Source organism: Janthinobacterium svalbardense (genome assembly GCF_002327145.1).
In the GTDB taxonomy this organism is placed as follows: Bacteria; Pseudomonadota; Gammaproteobacteria; order Burkholderiales; family Burkholderiaceae_D; genus Janthinobacterium; species Janthinobacterium tructae.
Genome location: NZ_CP023422.1, coordinates 5008366 through 5021971, shown reverse-complemented (window position 1 = coordinate 5021971; position 13606 = coordinate 5008366). Strand labels below are relative to the sequence as shown.

The following is a 13606-nucleotide window of genomic DNA, read 5'->3' as shown; positions in this document are numbered from 1 at the left end:
GCGTAATCCGACATCCCCCACCGATAAAGAAAGCTCCCCATGTCCCGTATCACCACCACCTTTGCCAATTTAAAATCTAACAACAAGACCGGCCTGGTCACTTTCATCACCGCCGGCGATCCCGGCCCTGACGCCACCGTGCCCCTGATGCACGCGCTCGTCGAGGGCGGCGCCGACATACTGGAACTGGGCGTGCCGTTTTCCGACCCCATGGCCGAAGGCCCCGTCATCCAGCGCGCCTGCGAACGGGCCTTGAAATTCAATGTCGGCATCCACGATGTGTTCGGCTATGTGCGCCAATTCCGTGTAACGAACCAGACGACGCCCGTGGTACTGATGGGCTATGCCAATCCCATCGAGCGCATCGGCAGCGCCGCTTTTATTGCGGCAGCGCAAGCGGCCGGCGCCGATGGCGCCATCGTCGTCGACTATCCGCCGGAAGAGTGCGAGGAGTTTGGGGCCGCCATGCGCGAAGCCGGCCTCGACCTGATCTTCCTGCTGGCGCCCACCTCGACCGAAGAGCGCATCGCGCAAGTGGCCAAGGTTGGCGGCGGCTTCAGCTATTATGTGTCGCTCAAGGGTGTCACGGGTGCGGGTAACATTGATACGGAACAGGTGGCGGAACGTCTCGCGGCCATCCGCCAGCATGTAAAATTACCTATCGGCGTGGGCTTCGGCATCCGCGATGGTGCCACGGCCAAGGCCGTGGCCAAGGTGGCCGATGCCGTCGTGATCGGCAGCCGCATCATCCAGGAGATAGAAAATGCGCCGGAAGGCGGCGCGGTGGACGCCGTGCGCAGCTTTACGGCGGGCATCCGTGCCGCCCTGGATGCCTGAGCAAGCTTGCCGTTTACGTAAGATGCGTTGACGGCAAAGTTCGACAGCCCGGCGATAAACGGCTACACTTCGGCCACTGATTTGCCTGTTATTGTGCAATAGATAAAATTTTTGGTGGCGCCCTGCGGGGCGTCGCCGTTTACCGTCTGCCGGGGGCGTCCACCGACGCTACCCCTACAAGGGCCCAAGGAGAAAATATGAGTTGGTTGGAAAAACTGCTGCCACCGCGCATCCAGCGTTCGGATGCTGCCGCACGCAAGACCATGCCGGAAGGCCTGTGGGTCAAGTGCCCGTCGTGCGAAGCCGTGCTGTACCGTACGGACCTGGAATCGAATTTGCACGTGTGCCCGAAATGCGACCATCACATGCGCATCCGCGCGCGCGAGCGCCTCGACAGCCTGCTCGACGCGGGCGGCCGCTATGAAATCGGCCAGGAAATCCTGCCTGTCGATACCTTGAAGTTCAAGGACAGCAAGAAATACCCGGACCGCCTGAAGTCCGCCATGGAAGCGACGGGCGAGACGGATGCGATGGTCGTCATGGGCGGCGCCATCATGAGCTTGCCAGTCGTCGTGGCGTGCTTCGAATTCGAATTCATGGGCGGCTCCATGGGTTCCGTCGTGGGCGAGCGCTTCGTGCGCGGCGCGCAAATCGCGCTGGAACAGAAAGTGCCGTTCATTTGCATCACCGCCACCGGTGGCGCGCGCATGCAGGAAGGCTTGCTGTCGCTGATGCAGATGGCGAAAACCACGGCCATGCTGACCAAGTTGTCGGAAAAGAAACTGCCATTCATCAGCGTGCTGACCGACCCGACCATGGGCGGCGTATCCGCCTCGTTCGCCTTCATGGGCGACGTGGTGATCGCCGAGCCGAAAGCGCTGATCGGCTTTGCCGGCCCGCGCGTGATTGAAAACACCGTGCGCGAAAAACTGCCGGAAGGCTTCCAGCGCGCCGAGTTCCTCGTCACCAAGGGCGCCGTCGACATGATCGTCGACCGCCGCAAGATGCGCGAAGAAATCGCCCGTCTGCTGGCCTTGTTGCAAAACCAGGCTGTGGAAGTCTTGGCGTAATTGTATTGAATGGAGTAATGTCCATTTGCCCGAACCCGTGAGCCGCTGGGGTCGGACCCTAAGGGTCCGACCCCAGATGTTGTTTAGGGTTAGCTGTTTCTTTGCCTCGCGCATCCTTACCTCAAGAAGTCTCCCATGCAAAACCTCCCTACGTCATTGCCAGACTGGCTCGCCATGCTGGAAATCCGTCATTCGGAAACCCAGATCAACATGGGCCTGGACCGCGTGCAAGCCGTCAAGGCGCGCATGCAACTGGCGTTTACTTGCCCCGTGATCATGGTGGCGGGCACGAATGGCAAGGGGTCCACCTGCGCCATGCTGGAATCCGTGCTGTTGCGTGCCGGCTACAAAGTGGGGCTGTACATCAAGCCGCACTTTCTCGATTTCAACGAGCGCGCGCGCGTGCTGGGCGAGATGGCCAGCGACGCACAGCTCGTTGCCAGCTTCCATGCCGTCGAAGCCGTGCGCGGCGACACGCCGCTGACGTATTTCGAATTCACCACCCTGGCCATCCTGCATTTGCTGTCGCAGGCCAAGCTGGACGTGGCCATCCTGGAAGTGGGCCTGGGCGGGCGCCTCGATGCCGTCAACGTGATCGACGCCGATGTGGCCATCGTCACCAGCGTCGACATCGACCACACGGATTACCTGGGCGACACGCGTGAAGCGATCGGCTTTGAAAAGGCCGGCATCTTCCGTGCAGGCAAGGCGGCCATCTGCAGCGACCCCGTGCCGCCGCAGTCGCTGATCGACCATGCGACCGCCATCGGCGCCGACCTGTGGCTGATGGGCCGTGATTTCAATTATTCGGGCGACAAGCAGCAGTGGAACTATGGCGGGCGCGAGCAGCGCCGCAATTCGCTCGCGTATCCAAGCTTGCGCGGCGCCAACCAGATCCTGAATGCTACGGCCGTGCTGGCCGCGCTGGAAGTGCTGAGGCTGAAACTGCCCGTGGGCGCGCAGGAAGTGCGCACGGGTCTGGTGACGGTGGAATTGCCGGGCCGCTTCCAGGTCTTGCCTGGCCGCCCCAGCGTGATCCTCGACGTGGCGCACAACCCGCATGCGGCTGCGGCGCTGAACCAGAACCTGGGCAACATGGGGTTTCACCCATACACCTATGCCGTGTTCGGTTCCATGCACGACAAGGATATCGATGGCGTGCTGGCCGCGATGAGCGAACATGTCGACCACTGGTGCCTGGCGGGCTTGCCGTCGCCGCGCGCCGCCACGGCTTCCGAACTGGCGGCCAAGGTGCAGATCATGCTCGAAGATAAGCCCGACAGCAGTGAGCATACTGTGTCTATTTTCGATGATCCGGCACAAGCTTTTGCAAATGCAATGAGCCGGGCCGGTGAGAATGATAGAATTGTGGTCTTTGGTTCTTTCCTCACCGTCGCCGGCGTGATGAAGGCCCGAAAATCCTCACTTCACTGAAACGCACTCGACTGAAAATCACGCATGGGCTTGTTCTCGAAACTGTTTAAAAACAAGCAAGAATCCTCTGGCGAAGACAGCGGCTTTTATGTCCCTGGCGAAGCACAGTCGCCGACCCGCAAACGCGCCGCCAACACCTCCGGTGGCGGCGGTTCGCGCCGTGGCGGCAAGGAAGCGCCGGACCCGGTCTTGCCTGAGAAAAAGCGCGCCCGCCGCCGCCTGGTCGGGGCCATCGCCCTGGCCCTGGGTGTGGCTGTCGGCTTGCCGATGCTGCTCGATTCCGAGCCGAAAGCGCCATTCAACGATATCGCCATCGACATTCCCTCGAAAGAAAAGGCTGCAGTGCCTGCGCCGGCACCCGTGCCGGCCGCGCCCGCGCAGGCGGCTGCGCAGAATGGCCTGGACCAGTCCGAGGAAATTATCGACGCGCCCCTGCCGCCTGCGGCCAGGCCCACGCCGGCACCAGCAGCGGTACCGGCGCCCGTGCTGGCCGCCGTCCAGCCGGCGCCTGCCAAGCCGGCCTATGTGGAACCGAAACCCGAGCCCAAGCCTGAGCCCAAGCCGGTCAAGGTCGAGCCGAAGCCTGAGCCGAAACATGAAGCCAAGCCGGAACCGAAGCACGAGGTCAAGGTGGAATCGAAGCCGGAACCCAAGCATGAGGTAAAACCGGAAGCCAAGCCTGAACCGAAGCCTGCCAAGCCGGCGCAATCGGCCGACGATGCCGCGCGCGCCATGGCGATTCTGGAAGGCAAGGCGCTGGACAGGCCGCAAGAGAAAGCACAAGACAAGGCACACGACGCCGGTAGCGGCAAGTTCGTGGTGCAGGTGGCGGCCCTGGCGACGCAGGACAAGGTCGATGAATTGCAGGACAAGCTGCGCGAAGCGGGCATCAAGTCCTATACGCAGAAAGTCTCCAGCCCGGCGGGCGAGCGCATCCGCGTGCGCGTGGGCCCGTTCGGCAGCCGTGAAGACGCCGAAAAGACCCGCGCCAAGCTGCAGAAGCTGGGCCTGGGCGGCAGCCTGGTGCCGGCGTGATGTTGCAAGGCTGAACGGTCGTGACGATCTTCGATTACCTGGTGCTGTTCGTGCTGGTGACGTCCGTGCTGATCAGCATGATGCGCGGCCTGGTCAAGGAAATACTGTCATTGGTCAGCTGGATCGTGGCTTTCGTCATCGCCAACGCGTATGGCGCCACCCTGGCGAAATTCCTGCCGGAAGCCGTGCCGGGCGAAGCTGTCCGCCTGTTGCTGGCCTTCGTGGTGCTGTTCATCGGCGTGCGCATTTTGATGGGATTGCTGTCCATGACGGTCGACGCACTGGTCAAGGTGACGGGCCTGAGCCTGGCCGACCGCACCCTGGGCAGCCTGTTCGGCGTGGCGCGCGGCCTGGTGATTGTGCTGACCACCGTCATCTTGTGCGGCATGACTTCCATACCGCAGCAGTCATTCTGGAAAAATGCGCTGCTCAGCCCGTTCGCGGAGCAGGGCGCGCGTGCCATCAAGCCTTATCTGCCTGCCGCTTACGCGCAGCATGTGAAATTTTGAATTTTTTTAAAATCAGTAGCACAGTTTAGGAGCACACCATGTGTGGCATCGTCGGCGTCGTTTCCCATCAACCTGTCAATCAATTGCTCTATGATGCATTGTTGCTCTTGCAACATCGCGGTCAGGACGCGGCAGGGATTGCGACCAATCACAGCAGTATGTTTTCCATGCACAAAGCCAATGGCCTCGTGCGTGACGTCTTCCGTACGCGCAACATGCGTTCGCTGCAAGGCACGACGGGCATCGGCCATTGCCGCTACCCGACGGCCGGTTCGTCGAGCGAAGAGGAAGCACAACCGTTTTATGTGAATGCGCCGTTCGGCATCACCCTGGCGCACAATGGCAACCTGACCAACTGGGAACAGTTGAAACAGGAAATGTTCAAAAATGACCGCCGCCACATCAATACCGATTCCGATTCGGAAGTGTTGCTCAACGTGCTCGCGCATGAAATCCAGGAAGCGACGACGGGCCTGAACCTGGACCCGGAAGCCATCTTCAAGGCCATCACCGTGCTGAACCGCCGCGTCAAGGGCGGCTACGCTGCCGTGGCGCAAATCGCCGGCGTGGGCTTGCTGGCCTTCCGCGACCCGCACGGCATCCGTCCGCTGTGCCTGGGCATCAATGAAACGGAGCAAGGCCCCGAATACCTGATCGCCTCCGAATCCGTGGCCCTGGAAGGCATGGGCTTCCGCTTCGTGCGCGACATCGGTCCCGGCGAAGCCGTCTTCATCGATGCCGACAAGAAATTGCACAGCGCCCAGTGCGCCGACAATGCCAGCCTGAATCCGTGCGTGTTCGAATTCGTCTACCTGGCCCGTCCCGACTCCGTCATCGACGGCGCCTCGGTGTACGCCACGCGCCTGAAAATGGGCGAATACCTGGCTGAAAAGATCCGTGCCGAATTGCCGGACGTGCATATCGACGTGGTCATGCCGATTCCCGATTCCTCGCGTCCTGCCGCCATCCAGCTGGCACTGGCGCTGAACCTGGAATACCGCGAAGGCTTCATCAAGAACCGCTACATCGGCCGTACTTTCATCATGCCGGGCCAGGCGGCGCGCAAGAAATCCGTGCGCCAGAAGCTTAACGCGATCCCGTCCGAATTCAAGGATAAAGTCGTGTTGCTGGTCGACGATTCCATCGTGCGCGGCACCACCAGCCGTGAAATCGTGCAGATGGCACGCGAAGCGGGCGCGACGAAAGTCATCTTCGCCTCGGCTGCGCCACCGGTGATCTACCCGAACGTGTACGGCATCGACATGCCGACGCGCGACGAGCTGATCGCCTATGGCCGCACGACGGAAGAAGTGTGCCGCGAAATCACGGCCGACTATCTGGTGTACCAGGATATCGGCGCGCTGAAGCAGGCGATTGCCGACGTCAACCCGGCACTGACGAACTTCGAGGCCTCGTGCTTCGATGGCGTGTACGTGACGGGCGACGTGTCGCAGGAGTATCTGGACCGCCTGGAATATGCGCGCCACCATCCGAAGGCGGCAGCGCCGGAAGATACGCCACGTTCCCAGCTGAACCTGAACCTGGCGACGACAGAAGCATAAGTAACCTGCCCGGCCGATGCCGGGCTTTTTTTCGGGGTCAGACCTTCAGGTCTGACCCCGGCATTTGCCTTGGGGTTAAGCGGCAAATTGAATATCCGGAACTTCCACCATGACCACCAAAAAAAACTACGGCTTTACCACCACCATCCTGCATAACGACCGCCGCAAGGGTATCGAGCACGGCTCGCTGCACAAACCCGTGCACACCTCCGTCGCCTTCGGCTACAGCGACGCACGCCAGCTCGCTTCCGTGTTCCAGGGCAAGGAGCCCGGTTTTCGCTACGGCCGCCAGGGCAATCCGACGGTGTCCGCGCTGGAAGACAAGGTCAACAAGATGGAAGATGGTGTGGCCACCTTGTGTTTCGCGACCGGCATGGGCGCCATCGGCGCCGTGGTGCAGTCGCTGCTGCGCGCGGGCGACCATGTGGTGTCGTCGGCCTTTTTGTTTGGCAACACCAACAGCCTGTGGCAGACGGTGACGGGGCAGGGCATCGCCGTCTCCTTCGTCGACGCCACCGAGGTGGCCAATGTGGCGGCCGCCATCACGCCGGCCACGCGCATCGTGTTCGTGGAAACCATCGCCAATCCACGCACGCAGATCGCCGATCTGGCAAAGATTGGCGCCTTGTGCAAGGAACGCGGCATTTTGTACATCGTCGACAACACCATGACGACGCCTTACCTGTTCCGCCCGAAAGCGGTGGGCGCGGGCCTGGTGGTCAATGCGCTGACGAAATCCATCGGCGGCCACGGCAATGCGCTGGGCGGCAGCTTGACGGACACAGGCGTGTTCGACTGGACGCAGTACCCGAACATTTTCGACAATTATAAAAAGGCGGCGCCAGCGCAGTGGGGCATCGCGCAAATCCGCGCCAAGGCCTTGCGCGATTTCGGCGCATCGCTGGGCCCGGAAGCGGCGCACCATATCGCCGTCGGCGCGGAAACCATGGCCTTGCGCATGGACCGCACCTGCTCCAACGCCCTGGCGCTGGCCACCATGCTTGCCGCCGACCTGCGCGTGGCGGCAGTGCATTACCCGGGCTTGGCGTCGCACCCGCAGCACGCGCTGGCGACGGACTTGTTCCGCAGCTATGGCTCGCTGTTCAGCTTTGAATTAAAAGAGGGCATCGATTGCTTCGATTTCCTGAATCGCCTGAATCTGGCTATTCCGGCAAGCAATCTCGGCGACACGCGCACCCTGGTCATTCCCGTCGCCCACACGATCTTTTACGAGATGGGGGCCGAACGCCGCGCCAGCATGGGCATTGCCGAGTCCTTGATCCGCGTGTCGGTGGGTATTGAGGATGAAGCCGATTTGCTCGAGGATTTCCGTAGTGCCCTGGATGCATAAAACGCCTGGACAATAAAAAAGGGCCGCAACAGTCATGCTGTTGCGGCCCTTCTTACATGCGGTGGTTTAATGCCAGCTGCGCATCAAGCCTACCGCTAAACCTTCCAATGCAAACTCATCTTCCGGCGACACGGTAATGACCTTGAAGTCGGGGTTTTCCGGCAGCAGTTCGATGACGGAACCCGTTTTCTTGTAGCGTTTGACGGTGACTTCGTCGCCGATGCGGGCCACGACGATCTGGCCGTTCTTGGCGCTGTCGACCTTCTTGACGGCCAATAAGTCGCCATCCATGATGCCGGCGTCGCGCATGGACCAGCCGCGCACCTTCAGCAGGAAGTCGGGCTTGGCCGAGAACAGGGCCGGGTCCACGTTGTAGCTCGCTTCCAGGTTTTCCTGTGCCAGGATGGGCGAGCCTGCCGCCACCCGGCCGATCAGGGGCAGCGACATCAGCAGTGCTGCCGGCACTTTCGATGCCGGCGCTTCGGCCGCCGCACCGATCAGGCGGATGCCACGCGAGGTGCCGGGCGAAATCTCGATCGCGCCCTTGCGGGCCAGGGCTTGCAAATGTTCTTCGGCCGCATTGGCCGATTTGAAACCCAGTTCATTGGCGATTTCGGCACGGGTGGGAGGAAAACCCGTGTTTTCAATCGCGTCCTTGATCAGGTTCAGGATTTGTTCTTGTCGTGCTGTCAGCTTGATCATGAGCGGTGGGTGCATACTAAAATGCTGTCTATATGAACAGTCTGTATTTTTGTACAGTATCGCCCACTATGCAAGGGGATTTCGGTTATTTGCGCGAATTTCGTGCGAAATACTGGAATGGGCAGGAAAAAACGCCTGGCCTGCCCCGTGCGCGGGCCGCTTGTTGAAGGAATGATTGAAACGTTTGCAAAAGGCGGTTATAATCTTCGGCTGACCTTCCCACACCCGTCTTGACGCCGGGGTGGGCGATTATCAATCCGACCTGAAGGAGTTTGCATGCGTCATTATGAAATAGTATTTATCGTCCATCCGGACCAAAGCGAGCAAGTGCCCGCGATGATCGAACGCTACAAAGCCAGCGTAACCACCCGCGGCGGTTCGGTTCACCGCGTGGAAGATTGGGGCCGCCGTCAAATGGCTTACTCGATCCAAAAGCTGCCTAAAGCACACTACATCTGCCTGAACATCGAATGCGACAACGAGACCCTGGTCGAGTTGGAAACAGCATTCAAATTCAATGATGCCGTGTTGCGTCACCTGACCGTTAAAATGAAGAAAGCTGAAACAGCTCCTTCGCCGATGATGAAATCGGTACAACGCGAAGACGCGGCCAAAAGCCACCGCACCGAAGCACCAGCAGCCGCTCCTGCCGCAGCAGCAGCTTAATTCTTGACCAGGATCGTGCGCTGAACCAGCTACAAGTAACCGCCATCATTGCCGAGCGCGAAATATTGCGCTATACCCCGGCAGGGCTGCCGATTGTGAATGCAGTATTGCAACACAGTTCGCAGCAGATGGAAGCAGGGATTGCCCGTTTGACCGAGTTTGATGTTGCCGCGCTAGCCGCTGGCGAAATTTCAGGCCGGTTCAGCCAGGCAAGCTTGGGTGGGGTGTATCAGTTCACGGGTTTCCTGGCCAGGAAGAGCCGCAACAGCAAGAGTTTGGTGTTTCACATCATTGATTTTAGTGCAGTCAATTCTGACTAGCGCATTTTAGATACAGGAGCCTGACATGGCATTCGGTAAAAAGTTCGACAAAAATAAGCTCAAGCTTAAAGAAAAACGCAAACAGCAAAATCCGTTGTTCAAACGCAAGAAGTTCTGCCGCTTCACCGCAGCTCACGTTGAGCAAGTCGACTACAAAGACGTCGACACGCTGAAAGACTTCGTCCAAGAAAACGGCAAGATCATGCCAGCACGCCTGACCGGTACCAAAGCGCACTACCAGCGCCAAGTCGACACCGCAATCAAGCGCGCTCGCTTCCTCGCGCTGCTGCCATACACCGATCTGCACCACGCTTAATCGGTCAGATATTCCTGGAGAAGAACTATGCAAATCATTCTGTTAGAAAAAGTTGTTAACGTCGGTAACCTCGGCGAAGTCGTCAAAGTCAAAGACGGTTACGCACGTAACTTCCTGATCCCGCAACGCCTGGCACGTCGTGCCACGGCAACCGCTGTGGCTGAATTCGAAGTCAAGCGCGCCGAACTGGAAAAAGCTGCTGCCGCCAAACTGGCCGCATCGCAAGCCCAGGGCGAAAAACTGAGCGGCTTGACCGTTCAAGTTGCTCAAAAAGCTGGTGTTGATGGCCGTCTGTTCGGTTCCGTCACCAACTTCGACATCGCTGAAGCGCTGACCAAGCAAGGTTTTGCTGTTGAAAAAGCACAAATCCGCATGCCTACCGGCCCGCTGAAGATCGTTGGCGAGCACAACGTTTCGGTTGCTCTGCATACCGACGTGGTCGTGGAAGTTGTTATCGCTGTCGTACCAGACGCGAACGCGTAATTGTCTGCGGGCCTGGCCCGCAAGCATTGCCGCACGATGAAAAGCCGGGTTCGCCCGGCTTTTTTGTGGCCTTTTTTTCGTGTATTTTTCGCTGATTTTCAGCCCTTTTTTTTTGCCCGGACGCCGAAGCGGGTATAATTCGCGCCATGAACGCCCCCTCTGATCCGCAACTGGATTCCCTCCGTATTCCGCCGCATTCGATCGAAGCAGAACAATCCGTTATCGGTGGTCTGTTGCGCGACAATGCAGCGTATGACCGCATCGCCGACTTCATGCATGCGGAGGATTTCTATCGCTATGACCATCGCATCATCTTCGAGCAAATCGTCAAGATGATTAACGGCTCCAGGCCAGCCGATGTCATTACTGTTTTTGAAACCCTGACCCAGCTCGGCAAGGCCGATGATGTGGGCGGACTCGCTTACCTGAACGCCATGGCGCAAAATACGCCATCGGCCGCGAACATCCGGCGTTATGCCGAGATCGTGCGCGACCGCGGCGTGCTGCGCAAACTTATCACCGTCGCCGACGATATCTCCGGCACGGCCTTCAGCCCGCAAGGCAAGGAAGTCAAGCAGATGCTTGACGAGGCCGAATCGAAGATTTTCGCCATCGCCGAAGAAGGCGCGCGCGGCGCCCAGGGCTGGACCGCCATCCAGCCCCTGCTGACGCAGGTGGTCGAGCGTATCGACGAGCTGTACAGCCGCGACAACCAGAGTGAAATCACGGGCGTGCCCACCGGTTTCATCGACCTTGACCGCATGACCTCCGGTCTGCAGCCGGGCGACCTGGTGATCGTGGCGGGCCGTCCTTCGATGGGCAAGACGGCGTTTTCCGTCAACATCGGCGAAAACGTGGCCATCGACAGCGGCTTGCCCGTGGCCGTGTTTTCGATGGAGATGGGCGGCGCCCAGCTGGCCATGCGTATGCTTGGCTCCGTCGGCCAGCTCGACCAGCACCGCCTGCGCACGGGCCGCCTGAACGACGAAGACTGGCCACGCCTGACGAATGCGATTCAAAAGATGAACGACGCCCAGTTGTACATCGATGAAACGCCGGCCTTGAATTCGATCGAATTGCGCGCCCGCTCGCGCCGTTTGTCGCGTCAATGCGGCAAGCTGGGCCTGATCATCGTCGATTACTTGCAGCTGATGTCGGCCAATAGCCCGGGCGACAACCGCGCCACGGAGATTTCCGAGATTTCACGGGGCTTGAAAGGCCTGGCGAAAGAACTCGGTTGTCCCGTGATCGCGTTGTCGCAGCTGAACCGCTCGCTGGAACAGCGGCCGAACAAGCGTCCCGTGATGTCGGACTTGCGCGAATCGGGCGCTATTGAGCAGGATGCCGACGTGATCCTGTTCATTTACCGTGACGAGGTGTATAACCCCGACTCGCCAGACAAGGGAACGGCCGAAATCATCATCGGTAAGCAACGTAACGGTCCGATCGGCAGCATCCGCCTCACCTTCATGGGGCAGTACACCAAATTTGGCAATTACAGTGGTGGCCTGGCGCTTTACCAAGGCGACTAAGACTCAGCAGCACTGATATTCCATTGGCCGCCCCCTCATACGGGGCGGCTTTCTGTAGTAAATAACACGACTCAATGCTTAACGGAGAATGACATGTTTGGACGCTTGATGCCCACTGAGGGCAAGTTTTTTGAATTGTTTAACCAGCACGCGGAACTGTGCGTCAAGGGCGCTAAAGAAATGCTCGGCCTGATGACCAATTTCGATGACCTGGAAAACCGCGTGCATGCGATCGAAAGCATCGAGAAACAGGCGGACAAAGTCACCTACGCCACCGTGGAAATGCTGCACAAGACCTTCATCACGCCGATCGACCGCGACGACATCCATCAGCTGATCACGCGCCAGGACGACATCCTCGACCTGCTGGAAGATGCGGCGCAAACCGTCTCGCTGTACGACCTGAAAGCCGTCACGCCGGAAGCCAAGCGCCTGGCCGAACTGGTGCTGGCCTGTACCGAAAAAGTGCGCGACGCCGTCGCCATGCTGCACAACATGGACAACTCGCGCAAGATCGTCGCCATCTGCGAAGAAATCGACCGCCTGGAATCGGACGCCGACCACGTGATGCGCGCCGCCATGTCCAAACTGTTCCGCGACGAACCGGACGTGCGTAACCTGATCAAGCTGAAAGCGATCTACGAAATTCTGGAAACCGTGACCGACCGTTGCGAAGATGTGTCCAATATTATCGAAGGCATCATCGTCGAAAACGCGTAAGCGTTGGGCCTGTCCTGAACCAGAATCAGAAAAGAAACTACAATGACCATACAAATCAGCATCTACGTGCTAGGCCTGTTGATCGCCCTCGCGCTGCTGTTTGACTTCATGAACGGCTTCCACGATGCCGCCAACGCGATCGCCACGGTGGTCTCGACGGGCGTATTGAAACCGCAGACCGCGGTTGCCATGGCCGCCACGTTCAACTTCGTCGCCATTTTCGTGTTCCACCAGCTGACCGTGGCCGCCACGGTGGGAAAAGGAACCATTGACCCGACAGTGATCGACCAGTACGTGATCTTCGGCGCGCTGATGGGCGCCATCTTCTGGAATTTGTTTACCTGGTACTACGGCATTCCATCGTCGTCCTCGCACGCCCTGATCGGCGGCCTGGTGGGCGCCGCTGTCGCCAAGTCGGGCACGGGCGCGCTGGTCGCGGCCGGCCTGTGGAAAACCGTGGCCTTCATCGTCATCGCACCCGTGCTGGGCTTCGTGTTCGGCTCGATCATGATGCTGCTGGTGTCCTGGATCTTCGTGCGCTCGACGCCGCGCAAGGTCGATAAATGGTTCCGCCGTTTGCAACTGGTATCGGCAGCCGCCTACAGCCTGGGCCACGGCGGCAATGATGCGCAAAAGACCATCGGCATCATCTGGATGCTGCTGATCGCCGCCGGCTACTCGAACGTGGCCGACGAGATGCCGCCGCTGTGGGTCATCATCTCGTGCTACACGGCCATCAGCTTCGGTACGCTGTTCGGCGGCTGGCGCATCGTCAAGACCATGGGCCAGAAAATCACCAAGTTGAAACCCGTGGGCGGCTTCTGCGCCGAAACGGGCGGCGCCATCACCCTGTTCGTCTCGACGGCGCTGGGCATTCCCGTGTCGACCACACACACCATCACGGGCGCCATCGTCGGCGTCGGCTCGGCACAAAAAATGTCGGCCGTGCGCTGGGGTGTCGCGGGCAACATCGTCTGGGCCTGGATCTTCACGATTCCCGCTTCGGCCTTTGTCGCCGCAGTCGCATGGTGGATTGGCCACCACATCATGTAAGGCGCCTCTGCAAACC

15 protein-coding genes are annotated in these 13606 nt (G+C 59.7%); 14 read left to right on the top strand and 1 reads right to left on the bottom strand.

Annotation, left to right across the window (positions count from 1 at the left end):
* Positions 1-39: 39 nt before the first annotated feature.
* The 7 genes from trpA (at position 40) to CNX70_RS22310 (ending at position 7798) form a co-directional block, all read left to right on the top strand.
* Positions 40-837, top strand: coding sequence for a tryptophan synthase subunit alpha (gene trpA, locus CNX70_RS22340; RefSeq protein ID WP_096237203.1), 798 nt, complete (start codon positions 40-42; stop codon positions 835-837).
* Positions 838-1034: 197 nt separating this feature from the next.
* Positions 1035-1907 (top strand): acetyl-CoA carboxylase, carboxyltransferase subunit beta, encoded by an 873-nt coding sequence (accD, locus tag CNX70_RS22335; protein WP_010400390.1) that lies wholly within the window; start codon positions 1035-1037, stop codon positions 1905-1907.
* A gap of 135 nt (positions 1908-2042) precedes the next feature.
* Positions 2043-3341, top strand: a complete 1299-nt coding sequence (folC, locus tag CNX70_RS22330) for a bifunctional tetrahydrofolate synthase/dihydrofolate synthase (RefSeq protein ID WP_096237201.1) — start codon at positions 2043-2045, stop codon at positions 3339-3341.
* 24 nt (positions 3342-3365) lie between these two features.
* The gene (locus CNX70_RS22325; RefSeq protein WP_096237200.1) at positions 3366-4376 is read left to right on the top strand and encodes an SPOR domain-containing protein; all 1011 of its coding nucleotides are present in this window, start codon (positions 3366-3368) and stop codon (positions 4374-4376) included.
* Between the two features lie 20 nt (positions 4377-4396).
* Positions 4397-4885: a CvpA family protein gene (locus CNX70_RS22320; protein WP_096237198.1), complete on the top strand. Its 489-nt coding sequence runs from the start codon at positions 4397-4399 to the stop codon at positions 4883-4885.
* 38 nt (positions 4886-4923) lie between these two features.
* Positions 4924-6447 carry an amidophosphoribosyltransferase gene (purF, locus tag CNX70_RS22315; RefSeq protein ID WP_071076105.1) on the top strand — a complete coding sequence of 508 codons (1524 nt, stop codon included), beginning with the start codon at positions 4924-4926 and terminating at the stop codon, positions 6445-6447.
* Positions 6448-6556: 109 nt separating this feature from the next.
* Positions 6557-7798, top strand: coding sequence for a cystathionine gamma-synthase family protein (locus tag CNX70_RS22310; RefSeq protein ID WP_096237197.1), 1242 nt, complete (start codon positions 6557-6559; stop codon positions 7796-7798).
* A 66-nt stretch (positions 7799-7864) separates the two neighbouring features.
* Here CNX70_RS22310 and lexA read toward each other — a convergent pair whose 3' ends face one another.
* On the bottom strand, positions 7865-8500 hold the full coding sequence (lexA, locus tag CNX70_RS22305; RefSeq protein ID WP_071076106.1) for a transcriptional repressor LexA: 636 nt from the start codon (positions 8498-8500) through the stop codon (positions 7865-7867).
* Between the two features lie 276 nt (positions 8501-8776).
* On the opposite strand from lexA, the gene rpsF reads away from it, so the two are divergent.
* The 7 genes from rpsF (at position 8777) to CNX70_RS22270 (ending at position 13590) form a co-directional block, all read left to right on the top strand.
* Positions 8777-9166, top strand: coding sequence for a 30S ribosomal protein S6 (gene rpsF, locus CNX70_RS22300; RefSeq protein WP_034750499.1), 390 nt, complete (start codon positions 8777-8779; stop codon positions 9164-9166).
* 20 nt (positions 9167-9186) lie between these two features.
* Positions 9187-9486, top strand: a complete 300-nt coding sequence (gene priB / locus CNX70_RS22295) for a primosomal replication protein N (protein WP_034783455.1) — start codon at positions 9187-9189, stop codon at positions 9484-9486.
* A gap of 25 nt (positions 9487-9511) precedes the next feature.
* Positions 9512-9802 (top strand): 30S ribosomal protein S18, encoded by a 291-nt coding sequence (gene rpsR, locus CNX70_RS22290; protein WP_010400024.1) that lies wholly within the window; start codon positions 9512-9514, stop codon positions 9800-9802.
* 27 nt (positions 9803-9829) lie between these two features.
* Positions 9830-10285, top strand: coding sequence for a 50S ribosomal protein L9 (rplI, locus tag CNX70_RS22285; RefSeq protein ID WP_034783456.1), 456 nt, complete (start codon positions 9830-9832; stop codon positions 10283-10285).
* A 146-nt stretch (positions 10286-10431) separates the two neighbouring features.
* On the top strand, positions 10432-11817 hold the full coding sequence (locus CNX70_RS22280) for a replicative DNA helicase (protein ID WP_071076107.1): 1386 nt from the start codon (positions 10432-10434) through the stop codon (positions 11815-11817).
* A 93-nt stretch (positions 11818-11910) separates the two neighbouring features.
* Positions 11911-12537, top strand: coding sequence for a DUF47 domain-containing protein (locus CNX70_RS22275; protein ID WP_010400015.1), 627 nt, complete (start codon positions 11911-11913; stop codon positions 12535-12537).
* Between the two features lie 42 nt (positions 12538-12579).
* On the top strand, positions 12580-13590 hold the full coding sequence (locus CNX70_RS22270; RefSeq protein WP_096237195.1) for an inorganic phosphate transporter: 1011 nt from the start codon (positions 12580-12582) through the stop codon (positions 13588-13590).
* Positions 13591-13606: the final 16 nt, after the last annotated feature.

Coding starts and splice junctions, on each gene's coding strand:
- accD (WP_010400390.1), top strand. CDS start 1,035: ATGAGTTGGTTGGAAAAACTGCTGCCACCGCGCATCCAGCGTTCGGAT.
- folC (WP_096237201.1), top strand. CDS start 2,043: ATGCAAAACCTCCCTACGTCATTGCCAGACTGGCTCGCCATGCTGGAA.
- rpsF (WP_034750499.1), top strand. CDS start 8,777: ATGCGTCATTATGAAATAGTATTTATCGTCCATCCGGACCAAAGCGAG.
- CNX70_RS22325 (WP_096237200.1), top strand. CDS start 3,366: ATGGGCTTGTTCTCGAAACTGTTTAAAAACAAGCAAGAATCCTCTGGC.
- CNX70_RS22270 (WP_096237195.1), top strand. CDS start 12,580: ATGACCATACAAATCAGCATCTACGTGCTAGGCCTGTTGATCGCCCTC.
- CNX70_RS22280 (WP_071076107.1), top strand. CDS start 10,432: ATGAACGCCCCCTCTGATCCGCAACTGGATTCCCTCCGTATTCCGCCG.
- lexA (WP_071076106.1), bottom strand. CDS start 8,500: ATGATCAAGCTGACAGCACGACAAGAACAAATCCTGAACCTGATCAAG.
- CNX70_RS22310 (WP_096237197.1), top strand. CDS start 6,557: ATGACCACCAAAAAAAACTACGGCTTTACCACCACCATCCTGCATAAC.
- rpsR (WP_010400024.1), top strand. CDS start 9,512: ATGGCATTCGGTAAAAAGTTCGACAAAAATAAGCTCAAGCTTAAAGAA.
- CNX70_RS22275 (WP_010400015.1), top strand. CDS start 11,911: ATGTTTGGACGCTTGATGCCCACTGAGGGCAAGTTTTTTGAATTGTTT.
- rplI (WP_034783456.1), top strand. CDS start 9,830: ATGCAAATCATTCTGTTAGAAAAAGTTGTTAACGTCGGTAACCTCGGC.
- purF (WP_071076105.1), top strand. CDS start 4,924: ATGTGTGGCATCGTCGGCGTCGTTTCCCATCAACCTGTCAATCAATTG.
- trpA (WP_096237203.1), top strand. CDS start 40: ATGTCCCGTATCACCACCACCTTTGCCAATTTAAAATCTAACAACAAG.